The organism is Photobacterium carnosum (genome assembly GCF_021236965.1).
Taxonomy (GTDB): Bacteria; Pseudomonadota; Gammaproteobacteria; order Enterobacterales; family Vibrionaceae; genus Photobacterium; species Photobacterium carnosum.
On record NZ_WMDN01000037.1, the window covers coordinates 1 to 19,014 of the forward strand.

Below are 19,014 nucleotides of genomic sequence, written 5' to 3' on the forward strand. Positions count from 1 at the left end.
TATTGATGACGTAAAAAAGGCCGCTATTGCGACCTTTATCGTTGTGTTATTTTAAGACAAAGGGAATTAAATCACCATTTCCGTTTTGGTTGGAATAATACATCTAATTCATCATTATCTTTATCGAGTAATTGTTGTCGTTCTTGTTCACTACTGACACTAATATTATTATCAATTTCACTCAGCATATATTGAAGTTTCTGCTGGGCTTTAGTCGCATAATCATCATTACGAGAAGATAGAACATCAATGCCTTTTTTTAGTAATTGTTTGGCTGTTCCAAATTGACGTTTTAAGCGGGCATCGTTAGCTCGTTTCACAACATTTTCAATATTAATTCTTAATTGCATGTTTTCTAAGCGTGTATTTTCAATAACGTAGGCTTGAGTCGCAATTCGACCTTTACCATGCTCGCTTTTAATTACATTTTTTAATCGTTTAACCAGTTGGAGCATACCAATGGCTTGACGATCAGAATTTGGGACTTGAAAAGAGACAATATTAGATTGGTCAAAATGTGTTTCGAGGTGTGTTAATTGTTCGCTTACGTGATGGATACGTTGTTTTAGTGAACGGTCTTTAGTGTCAACTTCAGCAATCGTTTCTAGAGCATAAAGAATTCGTCGATTAAGACACACTAAGAGTTCTTTACTATAGGGTAAATGACTAGCGTTACTTATAAGTTCTTCTGTGGCGTCAATGATTGATACTTGCTTAGCTAATTCTTGTTGTTTAGCACTTTCTAGTCGCTGACGGTATTGAATGATTATATTGTAACCAACAATTAAAATGAGTAGCAGGCTGATTAAGCCAATGATAAGAGGAATACTCATAAAATGTGTCTATCTTCTAAAGTTGATATAGTATCAATGAAGATACACTATCTCGTTGTTTGGTGGTAGTTTGTTAGTAAAAAATGCTAACTAATTAATGCTACAGAGAAAGATATGGCTTTTTAAATTAAATGCTTTGTTTTTATTCTAAGTTTACTTCAATATACAGAGTTATAGAGTAAATATAGCGTAATTTATAGAAGATAAAACGATTTTTACGGAATATTTTTAGATAATAATATTATTATTTCTCTCCTATTTTTAACATATTATTTAATATAATTAAACGCTCATATGTTAGCGTATGTTTGTGCATTGCCTTATGCCTGTTTGATTGTGGAAGTGTATTTCTATAATTAAAAGTAAATTAATACTATGAAACAAGGCTAATTCAATATATAAAATATTTATTACATGGTTGCACGATCATGCTTTGAAATAAAAATCAGTAAATGAGTTTATGGATAGGTGTGAAAGGTAACGGATTATTGATTGGGCGAGACCATGAAATTACAACAATTACGTTATATCGTTGAGGTCGTAAATCATAACCTTAATGTTTCTTCAACGGCAGAGAGTTTATATACTTCTCAGCCGGGTATTAGCAAGCAAGTGCGTTTATTAGAAGATGAATTAGGTATTCAAATTTTTGAACGTAGCGGTAAGCATTTAACTAAAGTGACGTCTGCTGGCGAAGAAATTGTACGCATTTCACGTGATATTTTATCACGAGTTGAGAGTATTAAAGCGGTTGCCGGCGAGCACACTCACCCTGAAATGGGTACGTTGAATATTGCAACAACGCATACCCAAGCTCGTTATGCACTGCCGCAGGTGATTCAAGGATTTACACGTCGATTCCCTAAAGTGTCATTACATATGCACCAAGGCACACCAACGCAAATTGCAGATGCTGTTGGTAAAGGTAATTCTGATTTTGCAATAGCAACAGAAGCATTACATTTATATCAAGATATGATTATGTTGCCTTGTTATTATTGGAATCGTTCTATTGTTGTACGTAAAGATCATCCTCTTGCGACTAAAAAAGTGATTACTATTCATGATTTAGCTGCTTACTCATTAGTGACTTATGTATTTGGTTTTACAGGGCGTTCAGAACTTGACAGTGCCTTTAATCGTTCAGGCTTAACGCCAAAAATCGTTTTTACTGCAACAGACGCCGATGTTATTAAAACCTATGTACGTTTAGGTCTTGGTGTTGGGGTTATCGCAAGTATGGCGATGGATCCTGATGCTGATCATGATTTAGTCGCCATTGATGCTCGCCATATTTTTGAGTCAAGTATGACGATGATAGGCTTTAAGAAAGGCACTTTTTTACGTACTTATATGTATGATTTTATAGAGCGTTTTGCGCCTCATCTTACGCGTAATGTTGTTGATCAAGCTATAGCATTAAAAAATGCAGCAGAAATAAATAATATGTTTGCTTCAATGGATTTACCGATTAGATAATATAATCTGTTGTTACTTGATTCATAACCGCTAGTGATGGCGGTTTTTTTATTTGATTAATGTGTAAGTCGTTAGCTTGGTATACACTAGCCTCCAATTTTGGTGGGTTAATGGTTGTTTATGTCTAACTACGTTGAGCTTTTTCATCGTCTTGATGCATTATTGGTAAAGAATCGTCATTTTTGGCAGTTTATGCCGTTTGCTGAACGTGGGTTTGTTTGGCATCAAAATTTGCCGTTTTGTCAGTGGTTAATGGCATTAGATGACAATCAGTTACAGTTGTTAGGGGATGATATTCATGCATTAACGGCAGCATTAATGCCATGGATTGAAGACGCCGAGGTGCTAACTCAACTTGCAACTGAAATACAGCCATTAGCGCGTACGAAAACATTCATACCCCAAGGTTTTGATAGCGGTATTCCCGGACGAAAATGGCAACAAATTATCGCTTTTAATGAGGTGTTACCAGCATTAGGTTTACCATGGCTAGAATGGTGTGCGGGTAAAGGGTATCTTGGGCGTGTATTGGCGATATCACATCAACAGCCAGTCACGAGCCTTGAATGGCAACAGCAATTATGTATTGACGGTGAGCAAGCCGCAAAACAATTACAATTAAACATTAATTTTGTTCATGCCGATGCATTTAGCGCAGATAGTGATGAGGCTATTGTTACTAATCAACATGCGGTTGCGTTACATGCCTGTGGTGATTTGCATGTGTCATTATTAGAGCGAGTGGTTGCTAAAAAAGGGGCCGCAGTCAGTATTTCACCTTGTTGTTATCATTTAATCCGCCAGTCACATTATCAGCCAATGTCGGCAGTTGCTAAAACAAGCACATTGGTTTTATCTAAACATGATTTACGGCTCCCATTACAAGAAACGGTTACTGCGGGTAATCGAGTAAAACAGTTACGATTTGTGGAAGTAAGCTTTCGTTTAGGATTTGATTTATTACAACGTGAATTAAGCCAAACGGATATTTACCTTTCTGTCCCTAATGTACAAAAAGCATTATTGACGCAAGGTTTTAAAGCGTTTTGTCAGTGGGCTGCCGCAAGAAGAGGTGTGCAGTTACCTGAGAACATTGATTTTGATGAGTGGCAACGTCAGGGTGAAAAGCGATTTAGAATTATAGAAAGAATGGAACTTGTTCGGCAATTATTTAGACGACCACTTGAAATTTGGCTCGCCTTGGATCGTGCTTGTTTTCTTGAAGAGCAAGGATATGACGTCATGATTGGCTCTTTTTGTGATAAACCTATAACGCCCCGTAATTTATTGATTCATGCTGAACGGCGTGATCGGATGCATTTATAATTAAATATTCCCTATCAAATTAATGATAGGGAAATAATTATTATTTAGAAGGGTAGTGATGTTGGAGTATTTATTAAGGTTGTGTGGAAATATTTTTTTTCAAGTTCATGTACTGGCATCGGTTTACTAAAGAAATATCCTTGGCAATAATCAAAACCACATTGATTGATATAATCAAGTTGGACTTGTGTTTCTACACCTTCAGCGACAACTTTTAAATTTAGCTTTTCACAGATAGCTTTGGTCGCTTCAATAATAACTTTATTACTTGTGTGTTTGCCTTGAACAAAACTTTGGTCAAGTTTAACCGTGCTAATAGGTAGCTCATGAAGTTGTGATAGTGAGGAATAACCCGTACCAAAATCATCTAAATATAATTCAATTCCCATTGCCGCTAATGCATCAAGACAAGGTTTGGTTTCACAGTAATCTTGTAGCATGGCTGATTCTGTGATTTCTAATGCGAGTTGTGCTGGATTAACATTATATTGGCTAATAATTTGCTCAATAGTTTGCGCAAGGCTTGGTTGTAATTGTGCTCGTGATAAATTGATGCTGATAATAAAAGATTGATTATAATGTTGGGTCCAATAGGCCAGTTGTTGACAAGCATTGTGTAAAATCCATAATCCTAGCGGAACAATTTGCCCCGTCTCTTCTGCTAATGGAATAAACTCAGCGGGTGAAACTTGACCTAGTGAATCATCATGCCAGCGGATCAATGCTTCAAAACCTTTTAATTGTTGGTTTTTTAAATTAACAATAGGTTGATAATACAGCTCAAAATCATGATTCTCTAACGCTTGTGATAAATGATGACGTAAGGTCATTTTACGATATAACGCATCGGCCATTTCTTGTAAAAATGGATAATAACAATTTCGGCCACGTTGTTTAGCGCGGTGCATTGCCATATCTGCTTGTGTTACCAGCGTATCAAAATTATTGGCATCATCAGGATAATTTGCAGTACCAATACTGCAACTGATAGAGAGTTCACCAATATCTTTAATATGAAAAGGACGATTTAAGGTTTTTATTATTTGATCTGTAAAATCAGGGATAGTGGTATAATTACGCTTCTCTATTTGAATAATAAATTCATCACCGCCAAAACGGGCAACAAGACCTTTGTCTTTGACAATATTTAATAATCGTATTGCGACTGCGCGTAATAATTTATCACCAACGGCATGACCATAAGAATCATTAACTAGCTTGAAACCATCAAGATCAAGAAATAATAAACTATAATGAGATAGATGATGATGACTGGCTTTTAATGCTGCAGAAACACCACGCCGATTCATTAAACCGGTAAGAAAATCATGCTCAGCATTATATTTTTCTTTGTTGATTTTTTCTTTATCTTTGGTGACATTGATTAATTGCAATAATAGTTGTGAGTTATTATTGAGCCATTTTGCTTCAATATCAAACCAATGATGACCTTGTCCTGTCCAACATAAGCGATTGCATTTGAAATTATTATCTTTTTTTGTCTCTTCTAACCATTGCTGAGAAATATTTGTATCGCCAATAAACTCAGAGAGATCGATTAAATTGTCGCCATAATTATTTAAAAAAGCATTATTAGCACTGATAAAGTTACCGTTACTCGAAAAAAGTAATGATAAATTTGAGCAATCGGAGAATGCAAGATCATGGCGTAATGAAGACTCATCAGCAATGACTTCAACCAGCATGGCCATACGATCATTCTCAATAGGGATCCCTGAAAATAAGCAGAGTGTATTTTTGGCGATTTTTCTAGGGTGAAAATTCCACCAAGTTTTAATGACTTTATTTGCTTTGAATGCTTGTTGGTATTCTAAGAATGTTGCAGCAACAGCCGCTGACATATCTTGGCTAAAATCACGATTTAAGAGTTCTTCAATTGATGTTGCTTCCCATAAACGCAGTGATTTATCATTTGCCCATAGGATTTTTTTATTATCGATATCAAAGACCCAGATTGGATTTTGGAGATAATATAACAGTGAGAATGGATCCATCTCCAACTTCTTTCTTTGTATTTATGTGCTAATTCGCAAAATGATAACTGAAATAATGCTAGTAAAGTATATATTTATGGTGATCGCGTGATATTGGTTCATTTTTTAATATGATTTTTATGGTTTATTGTGCCGTTTAGATAAATGACAAGGATATTAATATTCTTGTCATTTATGTGCTGCGGATAATGATTAACCTACCGCGGGTATTATTCCAACCATTTGTAATAACTGGGCTGTGATAATAATAATACCGATGATGGTTACAATAGCTAAAGACAGTGAACCACCTTTTACAATATACCCTGATGGATTGTTTGTTGTTTGTTGTACTTTACGCTGTGCGCTAACCATGGCAACGGGTAGGAATATTGCCAGAATAACCAATGAAATAGCGGCGTAGCCTAATGCTATAATAAATCCTTGAGGATAAAAAATAGCAAATGCGAGTGGTGGTAAAAAGGTGATTAGCGCCGTTTGTCCTCGTCCAGTTAAGTGATTGCCACGATTAAGTGTATCCGCCAGAAAATCAAACAGTCCTAAGCTGACACCAAGGAAGGAGGTCGCAAGTGCTAAATCTGCAAAGATAGAGACAGATTGACCTACCATCGGGTTATGCAGTAATTGACTTAAACTGCCAATAAATGCTCCAAGTGTACTGTTCGCCATTAATTGTGGTTGACTCATTATTCCTTGGCTTGCTAATTGCCATAAAATATATACGACTAATGGTAGCGCAGAGCCAAAGATCATTATTTTTTTCAGTACTTTGATATCGATTCCAATGTAACGAACAATGGAAGGAATGCTACCGTGAAAGCCAAAAGAAGTAAAAATAACCGGTAATGCAGACAGAATTAAGCCTTTTTCAATAGGCATGTTAACGAGATGTTGCCTTTGAATATGAGGTAGCAGCAGTCCAAGCATTAGCGCAAGTGCAATTACTTTTGCGGTGAAAAGGATACGGTTAACGATATCAACACTGTGGGTGCCTATTGATACCACACTGGCAATAATAAGCGTAAACACCACCGCTCCAACTTGAGGGGCAATAGTTGTTCCTGTCCACGTTGATATTCTTTCACTTAACTGGCTACCACCGCCTGCGATGTAAGCTGCACATAATGCATAAAATAAAAAGAACATGGCTAATGTTGCGATAGTTTGACCTTTACGACCTAATAATTCGAGTGCCAATGTATTGAGTGTTGCGGAAGGATCTGCATGTTGATGGATTTCTAACATTAATAATGCGGTGTAGGTCATTAACGCCCAAATACCAACCATGATAATTGTTGCGGTAGTGAATCCTAATCCTGCGGAGGCAAGAGGAAGGGCTAGCATACCAGCACCAATTGTAGTGCCTGCAATGATCAGCATACTGCCGAATGTTTTATTTAAAGACATGATTATGTCACTCCCTGAAGGATAAGAACTTAACGTGGGAGGGGGTATAAATACACCTGTGGTCGCTCCCTATATATAAAGCAGGCCACAATGGCATAATCGAGATGAAGTGTTTTAAAATGTTTACACCTAGATTGAGCCACTGTGGCTATCGATAGGCAGTCTTAGGATGGGTAGTTTGCACGTTTATTCTCTCTAAGCTAGGTGTAATTGCAAATTAATAATATTTTGCTGTTGTTCGTTACATTAACGATAGAGTTTATAACTGTCAACTTATCTTTATTGTGTAAATAATTGTATACACCCATTCTGGCGATTTAACAAAAAATCAATAATAATGGTGATGCATAATATTCTGTCCATGGCGTAGGGTTCAGCATAAACTATAAAAAATCAGCAATATTTTATAGGGAATAACAACCATGCTTAGTGTCGTAATGATCAGTACAGGTGAAGAAGTACTATATGGGGATATTACCGATACTAATGCGGCATGGTTATCAGCTCAGTTGTTTGAACAAGGTTTTGCGATGACGCGCCGTGTGACTGTGGGTGATAACTATGAAGCATTAGCTAAAGAAATTGAAATGTGCAGTTTAAGTGCGGATATTGTGATTGTTAATGGCGGTTTAGGGCCAACATCTGATGATCTTACTGCTGCTTCTGCGGCAATGGCGGCTAATGTTGGTCTTGAGCAATCAAATGCCTGGGTCGATGAAATGACGGCCAAGTATAAGCAAGTGGGAAGAGTGATGCCTGCGGCTAATCTTAAACAAGCGATGTTACCCGAAGGTGCTGAATTAATTGATAACCCTGTTGGTACTGCTTGTGGTTTTATGATGCAGTTAAATCGTGCGTGGTTATTTTTTACGCCTGGTGTACCAAGTGAATTTAAAGTTATGGTGAATGATCAAATCTTACCGCGCTTGAAGACCATGTTTAATGTAACAAATAGCAAAGTCTGTCATCGTCTTTACACTTATGGTCTGTCTGAATCGGGTATTAGTGATCTGTTTCAATCATTAACATTACCAGAAACATGTAGTTTAGGTTATCGCTCATCGTTACCTTTTATCGAAATAAAATTATTTGCACCACAAGATGATTGTCAGGTACCGATATTATTGGGAAATATGATTGAATTGCTTAGTGATAATATTGTCGGTGAGGGCTGTGATTTACTAAATACCATCGCTAATTTATTAACTGATGATGCAACGTTAGTATTATCAGAACAAAGCTCTGGTGGCTTTGCCGTTAATTGGTTACAAGATGTATCATCATTAAGTGCTCGATTAGTTGTGAGTGAAGTTATGGCTGATAGTATCGATGAGCAGGCTTGTGTCGAAGAATTATCGACCTTAATTGCGTTACGAGCACAGCGATTACATCTACATGCTCCCGCAACATATACACTAACGACTGGTCCATCATTAACTGAAGGTGGTTTTATGTTAGGTCTTTCAACCCCTGATGGTTGCTGGTGTCAGCAGCTAATGTTTAAGCGTCAATATAATAATTATAATCGACGTTGGATTATCTCTACGGTACTTTTTGATATGTTACGCCGACATTTACAAGGTAAAGATGTGTTTGGCTGTTATGAATCACTTGATCGCGTTGCAAGTGAGCATTTATAAGGTTTTATAGTAATAATATGAGGTATTACTGTCATTTTTTTGTTATTTTGAATGCTGTATTATTGTAATGATAAATGATAGGCTTTAACGAAAGACAGTTACTAACCGTAACATGTGTTATTACAATTATCGTTATAATCATGGTGAGTAACTCAAACATAAGCAGAGTAATTTCTTCAAATAAATATCCGTAAATTTAAGGAAAAATAATGGCTTTTAAATTAAAAAAAGTAGTAATAGCAACCTCAGTAATGTTATCAGCTTTAATGCTACAAGCATGTAATGATAATGAAGCGACTGTTAAGGCTCCTCAGCAAGCGACTGTTGTTGTTAAAGCAGAGAAAGCGGATATGAAACCATTAGAAGTAAATGTTATCTATTTAGATCGCCGTATGTTGCCACCCGGTGCGGTATTAAATGTTGCTCTTGAAGATGTCTCTCTTGCTGACGCGCTATCAGTAACATTAAGTACTGAATCAATGGATATTGCTGGTGCGCCACCTTATCCTGTTACATTAAATTATGATGCGAATAAAATAAAAACTAACCACCGTTACAATGTAAGAGCAACGGTGAAAGTAAATGATAAATTGATCATGACTTCAACGTCAGCGATGGATCCGTTTGCAACTGATGCAAAACAGCCATTAGAGGTTAAATTAGATCGTGTTGCGCCACCTCAAAATGTAGCGCCACAAGCTAATCAACCCACACTTGCTGGGCCACAATGGCAATTAGTGACATTATCAGGCCAAGCGGTGAAACCTGGCGCTGGTGGCAATAATGCATTTATTCAGTTTGATGTAACAACGAATAGTGTTAATGGCTTTTCTGGCTGTAATAATTTCCACGGTGCATTAGAATCTCAAACAGCAACAACATTAACGATAGGCCAAGCAGCATCGACACGTAAAATGTGTATGGAAGGAATGGAATTAGAGCAAGCATTCTTAGCGGCATTGCCTAAATTTGCTAGCTATAGCATTAATAATAATACATTAAGTATTAAAAATAATAACGATAATGTTATTGCTATATTTAAAATAAAATAATGTTGTAATAAAAAATATATTATAGCGTATAGAAGAAAATTTCTTTTATACGCTTTTTTTTTGTGGATATTAATTGTTGATTATTAAATAAATGACAAAGTCACTTAGTTCAAAAAATAGAAATACGCAAAAAAAACTTATTTAATTATATATTAGTCAAAATATTAGAATATATCATTAACAAATAAACCTACCTTCATATTTTAAATTATACTTATTTCGATATAACACAGCGATGGGTAATTCCATATAAATAATAGTGTTTTAAATGTAATTAAATAAGCTATAAGGTAGTTCACGTTATGAGTTCAAATAATAACAAAATGGGACTAATGGGATTAACGACCATTGTGACCGTTAATATGATGGGATCGGGGATAATATTATTACCCTCAAGCTTAGCCGCAACAGGGGGGATAGCGTTACTTGCATGGGTTGTTACTGCCATTGGTGCATTAGCGATTGCTTATGCATTTGCTAAATGTGGCATGTATTGTACTGATGATGGCGGTATGTCCGCTTATGCAGAAAAAGCACATGGTAAATCCAGTTTTTTTATTGCCTCTTATACTTACTATGTGTGTCTTGTTATTAGTGCTGTAGCCATCGCAGTGTCATGTGTCGGCTACTTGGAATATTTTATTCCGTGGTTAAAAGAAACGCCAATACATACTTTTGTTGGTGTTATTTCTATTTTAATTATTACTATGTTTGCCAATGTTAAGGGCGCGAAAATAACCGGACAAATATCTACAATAACGGTATGGGGTATTATTATCCCAGTGTTGGGTTTATCCATTATTGGCTGGTTTTGGTTTGATGCTAAAGTGTTTGAAGAAGCTTGGAATCCGCATGATATCTCGGCTGGCAGTGCAATTTATTCGGGTATGGCACTCACATTATGGGCCTTTTTAGGTATTGAATCAGCAGGTGCTAACTCGGGTACGGTTGAAAATCCAAAACGTAATGTGCCATTAGCATGTATGTTGGCGACTGTATTTTCTGCGGCAACCTATATTGCTTCCACAACCGTTATTCAAGGCATTATTCCCAATGAAGTATTAGCGAAATCAGATTCTCCTTTTGGGCTTGTTTTTGCACAAATGTTTAGCCCATTAGTCGGTGAAATTATTACCGCAATGGCAATCATGGCTTGTTTAGGATCATTGCTTGGGTGGCAATTTACTAATGCGCAGGTTTCTAAAGTGGCTGCGGATATGCGTTTATTTCCCAAAATTTTTGGCGATGTGAATAAATATGATGCACCATTTAAAGGTATGATGATTATGTTAGCCTTTGAGTTAATCCTTGCCATTATGACTATTTCCCCAACCTTATTAAAACAATTCAATGTATTAGTGAACTTAGCCGTATTTATAAATATGGTGCCTTATGTATTAGCATTAACGGCACTCGGTATTATTATGAAGAATGCAGATGTTAATCAAAAAGAATATAACAACGGTATTATTATTGGTTCAGTTGCCGTTCTATATAGTATATACGGTGCATATTCTACTGGTGAGGTAGCCGTATTCTATGGCGCTATCATTACATTACTGGGTTATTTCTTTTATGGGTTTATTGCTAGTCGTGAAGCGGTAAATAATAAAGTGTCATCGTGAGTTTTATTGTATTAAACGAAATCTTAATTATTAATCTTAAAGTAAAGGATTGTATATGTTGAATTATGGTAAGCATATGAGAGTATTAATTTTTGATAATTCTCAGGCTACGGGGGTGGTTGCAAATGCCATTGACCGTTTAGTTGAACAATTTGAAGATGAATCAATTATTGTCGCCAAAGCATCTACCTACGATGATTGTTATTCAATGCTTAATGTTAATATGGCCGTTGATTGCTTTATGTTGACCTCAAGCATGACGGGACAGCAACAAGAAGAGAATGATATGTTCTTTTCACTGATTGAAAAATTAAATCAACGTCAGCAAGGTGTTCCAGTTTTCTTACTTGCAGAACGTAAGAAAATGACCTTAACAGTTGATCGTCATTTGATGTCATTAGTGAGTGAGTTTGCATGGATTCTAGAAGATACCTCTGATTTTATGGCGGGTAGGGCAATTGCTGCCATGAAACGTTATCGTGATCAGTTATTACCGCCGCTCGCCAATGCAATGATGAAGTACGACAGTATTCATGAATATTCATGGGCGGCACCGGGTCATCAAGGCGGGGTCGGTTTTCTAAAAACACCTGAAGGTCAGCGGTTCTATAATTATTATGGGGAAGGGCTTTTCCGCTCAGATATGGGTATTGAGCGTGGTTCGCTGGGTTCATTACTCGATCACACTGGAGCATTTGGTGAAAGTGAAGATTATGCAGCTAAAGTCTTTGGTGCTGATAAATCTTATTCATTGGTAACAGGTACATCTGGTGCAAACCGTACCATCATGCAAATTTGTATGAGAGAAAACACCTTAGCAATTTGTGATAGAAATTGTCATAAGTCGATAGAGCAGGGGTTAATGTTAACTGGGGCATTACCTGTTTATATGGTGCCAACCCGTAATCGTTACGGCATTATTGGACCGATTTATCCTGATCAAATGTCGCCTGAAGGTCTAAAAAAATCGGCACAAAGTAGTGAGTTAACAAAACATCTTGCGGGTGGAATGGCAACATATGCGGTGGTGACAAACTGTACTTATGATGGCTTATGCTATAACGCAAAACGTGCTCAAGATATTTTAAGCGAGAGTAGTAACCGTATTCACTTTGATGAAGCATGGTATGGCTACGCACGTTTTAATCCTATTTATACCGATCACTTTGCAATGCGTGGCGAGCCACAAGATACCCCTGATGATGGCCCGACGGTGTTTGCAACCCATTCAACCCATAAATTATTGAATGCACTGTCTCAAGCCTCGTGGATCCATGTCCGTAATGGTAAAGATCATATTAGTTTTGAGCGTTTTAACCAGTCATACATGATGCATGCAACCACATCACCACTGTATGCGATCAGTGTTTCTAATGATATTGCTGTCTCACAAATGGACGGTAATCGTGGTGAATCATTAACTAATGAAGTCATTAAAGAAGCGGTTGATTATCGTCAAGCAATGGGACGATTACATCGAGAATTTGTTGCTGATGGTGATTGGTTCTTTAAACCATGGAATGCGGAATCTATTGTTGATCCTGAAACCGGGGTTGAATATGGTTTTGAAGATGCGCCTGCAGAATTATTGGCTACTAACCAAGATTTTTGGATCATGAAACCAGGCGATAAATGGCATGGTTTCGACGATATTCCAAAAGATTGGTGCATGCTTGATCCCATTAAGGTCAGTATTTTAGCACCAGGAATGGGAGATGACGGTAAATTACTTGATACAGGTGTACCTGCCGCGTTAGTGACCCAATATTTAACCCGTTTTGGTATTGTGCCAACCCGTACCACTGATTTTCAAGTGATGTTCTTATTCTCAATGGGGATAACCAAAGGTAAGTGGGCAACGTTAGTGAATACGTTACTGAGCTTCAAAACCCATTATGATAATAATACCCCATTGAAATCAGTGTTACCTGATCTCGCCGCGAGTCACCCAAAAGTATATGGTGATTTAGGGCTTAAAGACTTGGGTGATAAGATGTTTACTTATTTGAAAACGCATACGCCATCTGAAATGTTAAATGCGGCTTATTCGACCTTACCTAAGGCTGATATTACACCACGAGCAGCATTTGAAGCGATAGTGGATGATAATGTTGAAATGGTGCCATCCAATAAACTCCAAGGGCGTATTGCTGCAAATGCCGTTATTCCTTATCCACCGGGTATTCCGATGTTAATGTCTGGTGAGAACTTTGGTGATGCCAATAGCCCTCAAATCGGTTATTTGCACAGTTTAGAAATTTGGGATAAAGAATTCCCAGGCTTTGAACATGAAACGGAAGGGACTGAAGTTGAAGATGGTGTTTATCATGTAATGTGTGTGAAGTAGTTAGCTACACCACTGACAGCCAATAAAAAATAGCTCTTTATTGTTTATCTTGATCAAAATAATCAGATAACGTTAAAGGGCTATTTTAGTTTTAGTTGGTTGTTGAGTATTTAATTGGTAATCAAAACTAATTTCAATATTCTGTTGTGGAAGAGAACAACAACTTAATATTTCATTTGGGCCAACAAAGGCTAACGTATCTGGTTGAGTCACTGTGCCTGAAACTAGTTTGCAACGACAAGCACCACACATGCCATTGCGACATTGATATTCAGGTTTAATACCAGCTTTTTCTAACTGGGTTAATAAAGGTTCATGGCGATTGCCACAAACCTTAATACCATTAACCGTAATGGTTAATTGACTCACAATTCAAAATCACCAAGATCATCAGCGCTAATGTCATTGTCAATTTGACCAACAAGGTATGAGCTGATTTCAGCTTCCTGAGGCGCAACTTGAACGTTATCTGATGATAACCAAGAGTTGATCCATGGAATTGGATTTTGATTGGCACCGTCATAAGCAGAACGTAGACCAACAGCGGCCATGCGCAAATTAGTAATATATTCGACGTATTGGCATAAAATTTCTTTGTTTAAGCCAATCATAGAGCCATCTTTGAATAGGTATTCTGCCCATTCTTTTTCTTGCTCTGCTGCAGCTTTAAAGATGTTGAAACATTCTTCTTCACATTCAGCTGCAATAATCGCCATTTGTGGATCATCATGACCATTACGTAACAAGTTCAACATATGTTGAGTACCTGTTAAGTGTAATGCTTCATCACGTGCAATTAGCTTAATGATTTTTGCATTACCTTCCATTACTTCACGCTCAGCGAAAGCAAATGAACAAGCAAAACTGACATAGAAACGAATTGCTTCCAATGCGTTAACAGACATTAAGCACAGGTAAAGTTTCTTTTTGATTTCATGTAAATCGACGGTGAAAGCAATACCATTAGCTGAATGTTGACCTTCACCGTAACGGTGGTAATCATTGGTTGCTACGATTAAATCATCATAGTATTTAGAAATATCACCAGCACGCTTAATAATATGTTCATTACGCACAATATCATCAAAAATAATCGATGGGTTATTGACGATATTACGAATGATATGAGTATAAGAACGTGAATGGATCGTTTCTGAAAACGACCATGTTTCAATCCATGTTTCTAATTCTGGTAGCGAAACGATAGGCAATAGTGCAACGTTAGGGCTACGGCCTTGAATTGAATCAAGTAGAGTTTGGTATTTTAAATTACTGATGAAAATATGTTTTTCATGATCTGGTAAATTATTGTAATCAATGCGATCACCAGAAACATCAACTTCTTCTGGACGCCAGAAAAAAGATAACTGTTTTTCGATAAGTTTTTCGAAAATTTCAAATTTTTGCTGGTCATAACGAGCAACATTCACAGATTGACCAAAGAACATAGGTTCTTTAAGTTGATCGTTACTTGTTTGACAAAAAGTACTGTAGGCCATGATATCCTCAAATCTAAAGGGAGCCATATGGCTCCCTTTTTAATACTTAAATTTTACAACTTGTACAATCATCATCACTCAGGTCGCTTTGACTATCTGATGCACCATCTCGAGTGTTATGGTAGTAAAGTGTTTTAATGCCTAATTTATAAGCATTAAGCAGATCTTTTAGTAGCAGTTTCATTGGGATTCTGCCACCCGGTTGTCGACTCGGGTCATAGTTAGTATTTGCCGAGATAGACTGATCAATAAACTTCTGCATAATGCCAACAAGTTGTAGGTAGCCATCGTTACTGCCAATGTTCCAAAGTAACTCATAGTTATCTTTGTATTTAGCGAACTCAGGAACAACTTGCTTGAGGATACCATCTTTTGATGCTTTAACGGAAACGTATCCACGTGGTGGTTCAATACCATTGGTCGCATTTGAAATTTGCGATGATGTTTCTGATGGCATCAATGCTGAAAGGGTTGAGTTACGCAGACCATGTGTCTTGATCTCTTTGCGTAATGTTTCCCAATCATAATGTAATTCTGCATTGCAAATATTATCGATTTCTTTTTTGTAAGTATCGATAGGCAAAATACCTTGTGAATACGTGGTCTCGTTAAATAACGGACAAGCGCCGTATTCTTTAGCTAGGTTCATTGATGCTTTCAATAAGTAGTATTGAATCGCTTCAAAAGCTTCATGGGTTAGGTTATTTGCACTACCATCTGAATAACGAACACCGTGTTTTGCTAAGTAGTAAGCAAAGTTAATCACGCCCACACCCAATGTACGGCGGTTCATGGTTGAACGACGAGCGGCAGGTAATGGGTAATCTTGGTAATCTAATAATGCATCTAGTGCTCGAACTGTCAGTTCAGCAAGCTCTTCTAAATCATCTAAGCTATCTATCGCACCTAAGTTAAATGCAGATAATGTACATAATGCGATTTCACCGTCTTCATCTTCAACATTCTTTAATGGCTTGGTTGGTAGCGCAATTTCAAGGCATAAGTTTGATTGACGAATAGGTGCAACAGCCGGATCAAACGGACTGTGTGTATTACAGTGGTCAACGTTTTGAATATAGATTCGACCTGTAGACGCACGTTCTTGCATCAACAATGAGAATAGTTCAATCGCTTTAATAGATTGTTTTTTAATGCTGTCGTCTTGTTCATACAAGTTATATAAGCGTTCAAATTCAACTTGATCAGCAAAAAATGCATCGTATAAACCAGGAACGTCAGAAGGAGAGAACAAAGAAATGTTCTGGCCTTTGATTAAACGGGTATACATTAATTTATTAATCTGTACACCGTAGTCCATATGACGAACGCGGTTTTCTTCAACACCACGGTTGTTCTTTAGCACTAATAGTGATTCAACTTCACGGTGCCAAATAGGGTAGAACAATGTTGCAGCACCACCACGAACACCACCTTGAGAACAGCATTTAACGGCTGTTTGGAAGTATTTGTAGAAAGGAATACAACCGGTGTGGAATGCTTCACCGCCACGGATTTCAGAACCTAAAGCACGAATTCGACCCGCGTTAATACCGATGCCAGCACGTTGTGACACATAGCGCACAATTGAGCTTGCAGTTGCATTAATTGAATCAAGGCTGTCATCACATTCGATCAGTACACATGAACTAAATTGACGTGTAGGTGTACGTACACCAGCCATGATTGGCGTTGGTAATGAAATTTTGAATGTTGATGAAGCATCATAAAAACGCTTAATGTAATCAAGACGGGTTTCTTTCGGGTATTTATTAAACAGTGCTGCTGCAATTAATAAATAAAGAAACTGTGCGCTTTCAAAAATCTCACCTGATACACGGTTTTGAACGAGGTATTTACCTTCTAGTTGCTTAACCGCAGCATAAGAGAAATTCATGTCGCGCCAGTGATCGATAAAGGTATCCATCACCGCAAATTCTTCTTCGGTGTAATCGTCTAATAGATGACTATCGTACTTACCTTTTTCAACTAAATTTTTAACATGGTTAAAAAGTGTTGGTGGCTCAAATTGACCATAGGCTTTTTTACGAAGATGGAAAATTGCCAATCGAGCAGCAAGGTATTGGTAGTCAGGTGTTTCTTCTGAGATCAGATCAGCAGCCGCTTTAATGATAGTTTCGTGAATATCATCAGTACGGATACCATCATAAAACTGGATGTGTGACTTTAGTTCTACTTGAGATACCGATACATTTTCTAGGCCTTCTGCAGCCCAGTCTATAACACGGTGAATTTTGTCGAGATCGATAAGTTCTTTACGACCATTGCGCTTGGTAACTGTTAGTTGTTGAGTCATTTGTTATTATTTTCCCAGTTTTCCTTGCAGATGATATTTTTTTGTAATTTATCTATTAGATTAGCAAAGAATGTGAACTTTATTATAAATATAGTTATTCGGCAAAAACACTACATGTTGGGGTGTTGAGCGAAAGTGCTTACAAGATAGTGGTGAATGCGTGGTTTTGCAAGATGGTATTTTTTGACCAGCTGTGGATAACATGGGGATTTCAATAAAAAGTTAGTACCAACTTACTGATGTGGCGAATAGCATCAAATAGATAGTAAAAATCAATGCTTTTTCAGTTATTTTTTTAGATAAATAAAATTTATTTTTATTGCTTTTTGGGCTCGAATTTGAATCAGAAAAATGGTGGATTTTTAGCTAAATAAAGCATTAATAGTTCTTGATCTTACTGGGCTTTTTTGATCCTTAAAATTATAATAATCGTGGTATTTGTTAGCGGAATGTAGCTAAAGGAGAAAAAGTGATCTCCTTTAATATTGATAAGGTTAACTATAACGGCTTAATTGTATGAACGATATAATTGACATCAACTTTCTTACCAAGACTGTAGGTATTAGTGAGAGGGTTATAATGAAGTCCAATAATATGACGATCTTGTAATGGTGTTTGATCGACCATTGCGATTAACTCCGATGGGCGAATAAATTTTTGATGATCATGGGTACCTTTGGGCACTAATTTCATAACATGTTCAGCACCAACAATCGCAAATAGATACGATTTAATATTACGATTTAATGTTGAGAAGAAAACATGTCCACCAGGTTTAACCATTTTTGCACATGCCGCAATAACGGATGCGGGATCTGGGACATGTTCAAGCATTTCCATACAGGTCACGACATCGTAAGCTTCATGATGATGTTCAGCATGTTCTTCTGCTGTACATTGTACATAGTCCAGTTTTGTTCCCGTTTCTAATGCATGTAATTTAGCTACCATTAAGGGCTCTTTACCCATATCAAGGCCAGTAACCTTTGCGCCTTCAATCGCCATGCTCTCAGCTAAAATGCCACCACCACAACCGACATCAAGGATTTTTTTACCAAATAAGCCATTGGCATTGTCAATAATGTAATTTAAACGTAACGGATTAATTTGGTGAAGGGGTTTAAATTCACCTTCAAAATCCCACCAACGAGAAGCTATTTGTTCAAATTTTTCGATTTCTGCAAGGTCAACATTACGCGATTTGGTCATTTTAGTGGTGCCATTTTCCTTAATTGATATTTGCTATTATGCGAAATAAAGTGGTAGTTGCAAAGGATAACTGTGACAAGTTTTAAGAGAAAATTTTGATATCTATAATAAATTGGGGATATGTACGCTAAGTACAATTGTACTATTTGGCGATATTTAAGTGTCACTCATTGAAACTGCTTATTGTGGCAGGAATCAATTCTGGCGTGAATACACCTCTGAACAAGGTAGTAATCGCCAGTATGAGCATTTAAATATATTTACCGAT

General features: G+C 37.1%; 13 protein-coding genes. 6 read left to right on the forward strand and 7 right to left on the reverse strand.

What is annotated here, in order from left to right:
• Positions 1-71: 71 nt before the first annotated feature.
• Positions 72-833 (reverse strand): DNA repair protein, encoded by a 762-nt coding sequence (locus GLP24_RS18910; RefSeq protein WP_101767079.1) that lies wholly within the window; start codon positions 831-833, stop codon positions 72-74.
• Between the two features lie 504 nt (positions 834-1,337).
• On the opposite strand from GLP24_RS18910, the gene cysB reads away from it, so the two are divergent.
• Positions 1,338-2,312: an HTH-type transcriptional regulator CysB gene (gene cysB / locus GLP24_RS18915; protein WP_101767078.1), complete on the forward strand. Its 975-nt coding sequence runs from the start codon at positions 1,338-1,340 to the stop codon at positions 2,310-2,312.
• A 120-nt stretch (positions 2,313-2,432) separates the two neighbouring features.
• Positions 2,433-3,638 carry a methyltransferase gene (locus GLP24_RS18920; protein ID WP_232603538.1) on the forward strand — a complete coding sequence of 402 codons (1,206 nt, stop codon included), beginning with the start codon at positions 2,433-2,435 and terminating at the stop codon, positions 3,636-3,638.
• A 44-nt stretch (positions 3,639-3,682) separates the two neighbouring features.
• Here GLP24_RS18920 and GLP24_RS18925 read toward each other — a convergent pair whose 3' ends face one another.
• Both GLP24_RS18925 and tyrP read right to left on the reverse strand, forming a co-directional pair.
• A complete protein-coding gene (locus GLP24_RS18925; protein WP_232600028.1) occupies positions 3,683-5,653 on the reverse strand; it encodes a putative bifunctional diguanylate cyclase/phosphodiesterase in 1,971 nt (656 codons plus the stop codon).
• Positions 5,654-5,845: 192 nt separating this feature from the next.
• Positions 5,846-7,060: a tyrosine transporter TyrP gene (gene tyrP / locus GLP24_RS18930; RefSeq protein WP_232616405.1), complete on the reverse strand. Its 1,215-nt coding sequence runs from the start codon at positions 7,058-7,060 to the stop codon at positions 5,846-5,848.
• A 422-nt stretch (positions 7,061-7,482) separates the two neighbouring features.
• Between tyrP and GLP24_RS18935 the strand changes: the two genes are divergently transcribed.
• The 4 genes from GLP24_RS18935 (at position 7,483) to adiA (ending at position 13,724) form a co-directional block, all read left to right on the forward strand.
• Complete coding sequence (locus GLP24_RS18935) at positions 7,483-8,700, forward strand: CinA family nicotinamide mononucleotide deamidase-related protein (RefSeq protein ID WP_232603539.1); 1,218 nt, start codon at positions 7,483-7,485, stop codon at positions 8,698-8,700.
• A 209-nt stretch (positions 8,701-8,909) separates the two neighbouring features.
• Complete coding sequence (locus GLP24_RS18940) at positions 8,910-9,752, forward strand: META domain-containing protein (protein WP_232578399.1); 843 nt, start codon at positions 8,910-8,912, stop codon at positions 9,750-9,752.
• Between the two features lie 302 nt (positions 9,753-10,054).
• Positions 10,055-11,377, forward strand: a complete 1,323-nt coding sequence (gene potE, locus GLP24_RS18945; RefSeq protein WP_101767072.1) for a putrescine-ornithine antiporter — start codon at positions 10,055-10,057, stop codon at positions 11,375-11,377.
• 55 nt (positions 11,378-11,432) lie between these two features.
• A complete protein-coding gene (gene adiA, locus GLP24_RS18950) occupies positions 11,433-13,724 on the forward strand; it encodes an arginine decarboxylase (protein WP_221942629.1) in 2,292 nt (763 codons plus the stop codon).
• Positions 13,725-13,796: 72 nt separating this feature from the next.
• Here the strand turns inward: adiA and yfaE are convergent, their stop codons facing one another.
• The 4 genes from yfaE to ubiG form a co-directional block, all read right to left on the reverse strand.
• The gene (yfaE, locus tag GLP24_RS18955; protein WP_232578400.1) at positions 13,797-14,093 is read right to left on the reverse strand and encodes a class I ribonucleotide reductase maintenance protein YfaE; all 297 of its coding nucleotides are present in this window, start codon (positions 14,091-14,093) and stop codon (positions 13,797-13,799) included.
• Positions 14,090-15,223, reverse strand: a complete 1,134-nt coding sequence (nrdB, locus tag GLP24_RS18960) for a class Ia ribonucleoside-diphosphate reductase subunit beta (protein ID WP_101767069.1) — start codon at positions 15,221-15,223, stop codon at positions 14,090-14,092. The genes yfaE and nrdB overlap by 4 nt, the downstream gene beginning before the upstream one ends.
• Before the next feature lie 46 nt (positions 15,224-15,269).
• Positions 15,270-17,537: a class 1a ribonucleoside-diphosphate reductase subunit alpha gene (gene nrdA, locus GLP24_RS18965; RefSeq protein WP_232616406.1), complete on the reverse strand. Its 2,268-nt coding sequence runs from the start codon at positions 17,535-17,537 to the stop codon at positions 15,270-15,272.
• Positions 17,538-18,035: 498 nt separating this feature from the next.
• Positions 18,036-18,746, reverse strand: coding sequence for a bifunctional 2-polyprenyl-6-hydroxyphenol methylase/3-demethylubiquinol 3-O-methyltransferase UbiG (gene ubiG, locus GLP24_RS18970; protein WP_232600025.1), 711 nt, complete (start codon positions 18,744-18,746; stop codon positions 18,036-18,038).
• Positions 18,747-19,014: the final 268 nt, after the last annotated feature.

Coding starts and splice junctions, on each gene's coding strand:
- tyrP (WP_232616405.1), bottom strand. CDS start 7,060: ATGTCTTTAAATAAAACATTCGGCAGTATGCTGATCATTGCAGGCACT.
- cysB (WP_101767078.1), top strand. CDS start 1,338: ATGAAATTACAACAATTACGTTATATCGTTGAGGTCGTAAATCATAAC.
- GLP24_RS18935 (WP_232603539.1), top strand. CDS start 7,483: ATGCTTAGTGTCGTAATGATCAGTACAGGTGAAGAAGTACTATATGGG.
- ubiG (WP_232600025.1), bottom strand. CDS start 18,746: ATGACCAAATCGCGTAATGTTGACCTTGCAGAAATCGAAAAATTTGAA.
- nrdA (WP_232616406.1), bottom strand. CDS start 17,537: ATGACTCAACAACTAACAGTTACCAAGCGCAATGGTCGTAAAGAACTT.
- potE (WP_101767072.1), top strand. CDS start 10,055: ATGAGTTCAAATAATAACAAAATGGGACTAATGGGATTAACGACCATT.
- GLP24_RS18910 (WP_101767079.1), bottom strand. CDS start 833: ATGAGTATTCCTCTTATCATTGGCTTAATCAGCCTGCTACTCATTTTA.
- GLP24_RS18940 (WP_232578399.1), top strand. CDS start 8,910: ATGGCTTTTAAATTAAAAAAAGTAGTAATAGCAACCTCAGTAATGTTA.
- GLP24_RS18920 (WP_232603538.1), top strand. CDS start 2,433: ATGTCTAACTACGTTGAGCTTTTTCATCGTCTTGATGCATTATTGGTA.
- adiA (WP_221942629.1), top strand. CDS start 11,433: ATGTTGAATTATGGTAAGCATATGAGAGTATTAATTTTTGATAATTCT.
- nrdB (WP_101767069.1), bottom strand. CDS start 15,223: ATGGCCTACAGTACTTTTTGTCAAACAAGTAACGATCAACTTAAAGAA.
- GLP24_RS18925 (WP_232600028.1), bottom strand. CDS start 5,653: ATGGATCCATTCTCACTGTTATATTATCTCCAAAATCCAATCTGGGTC.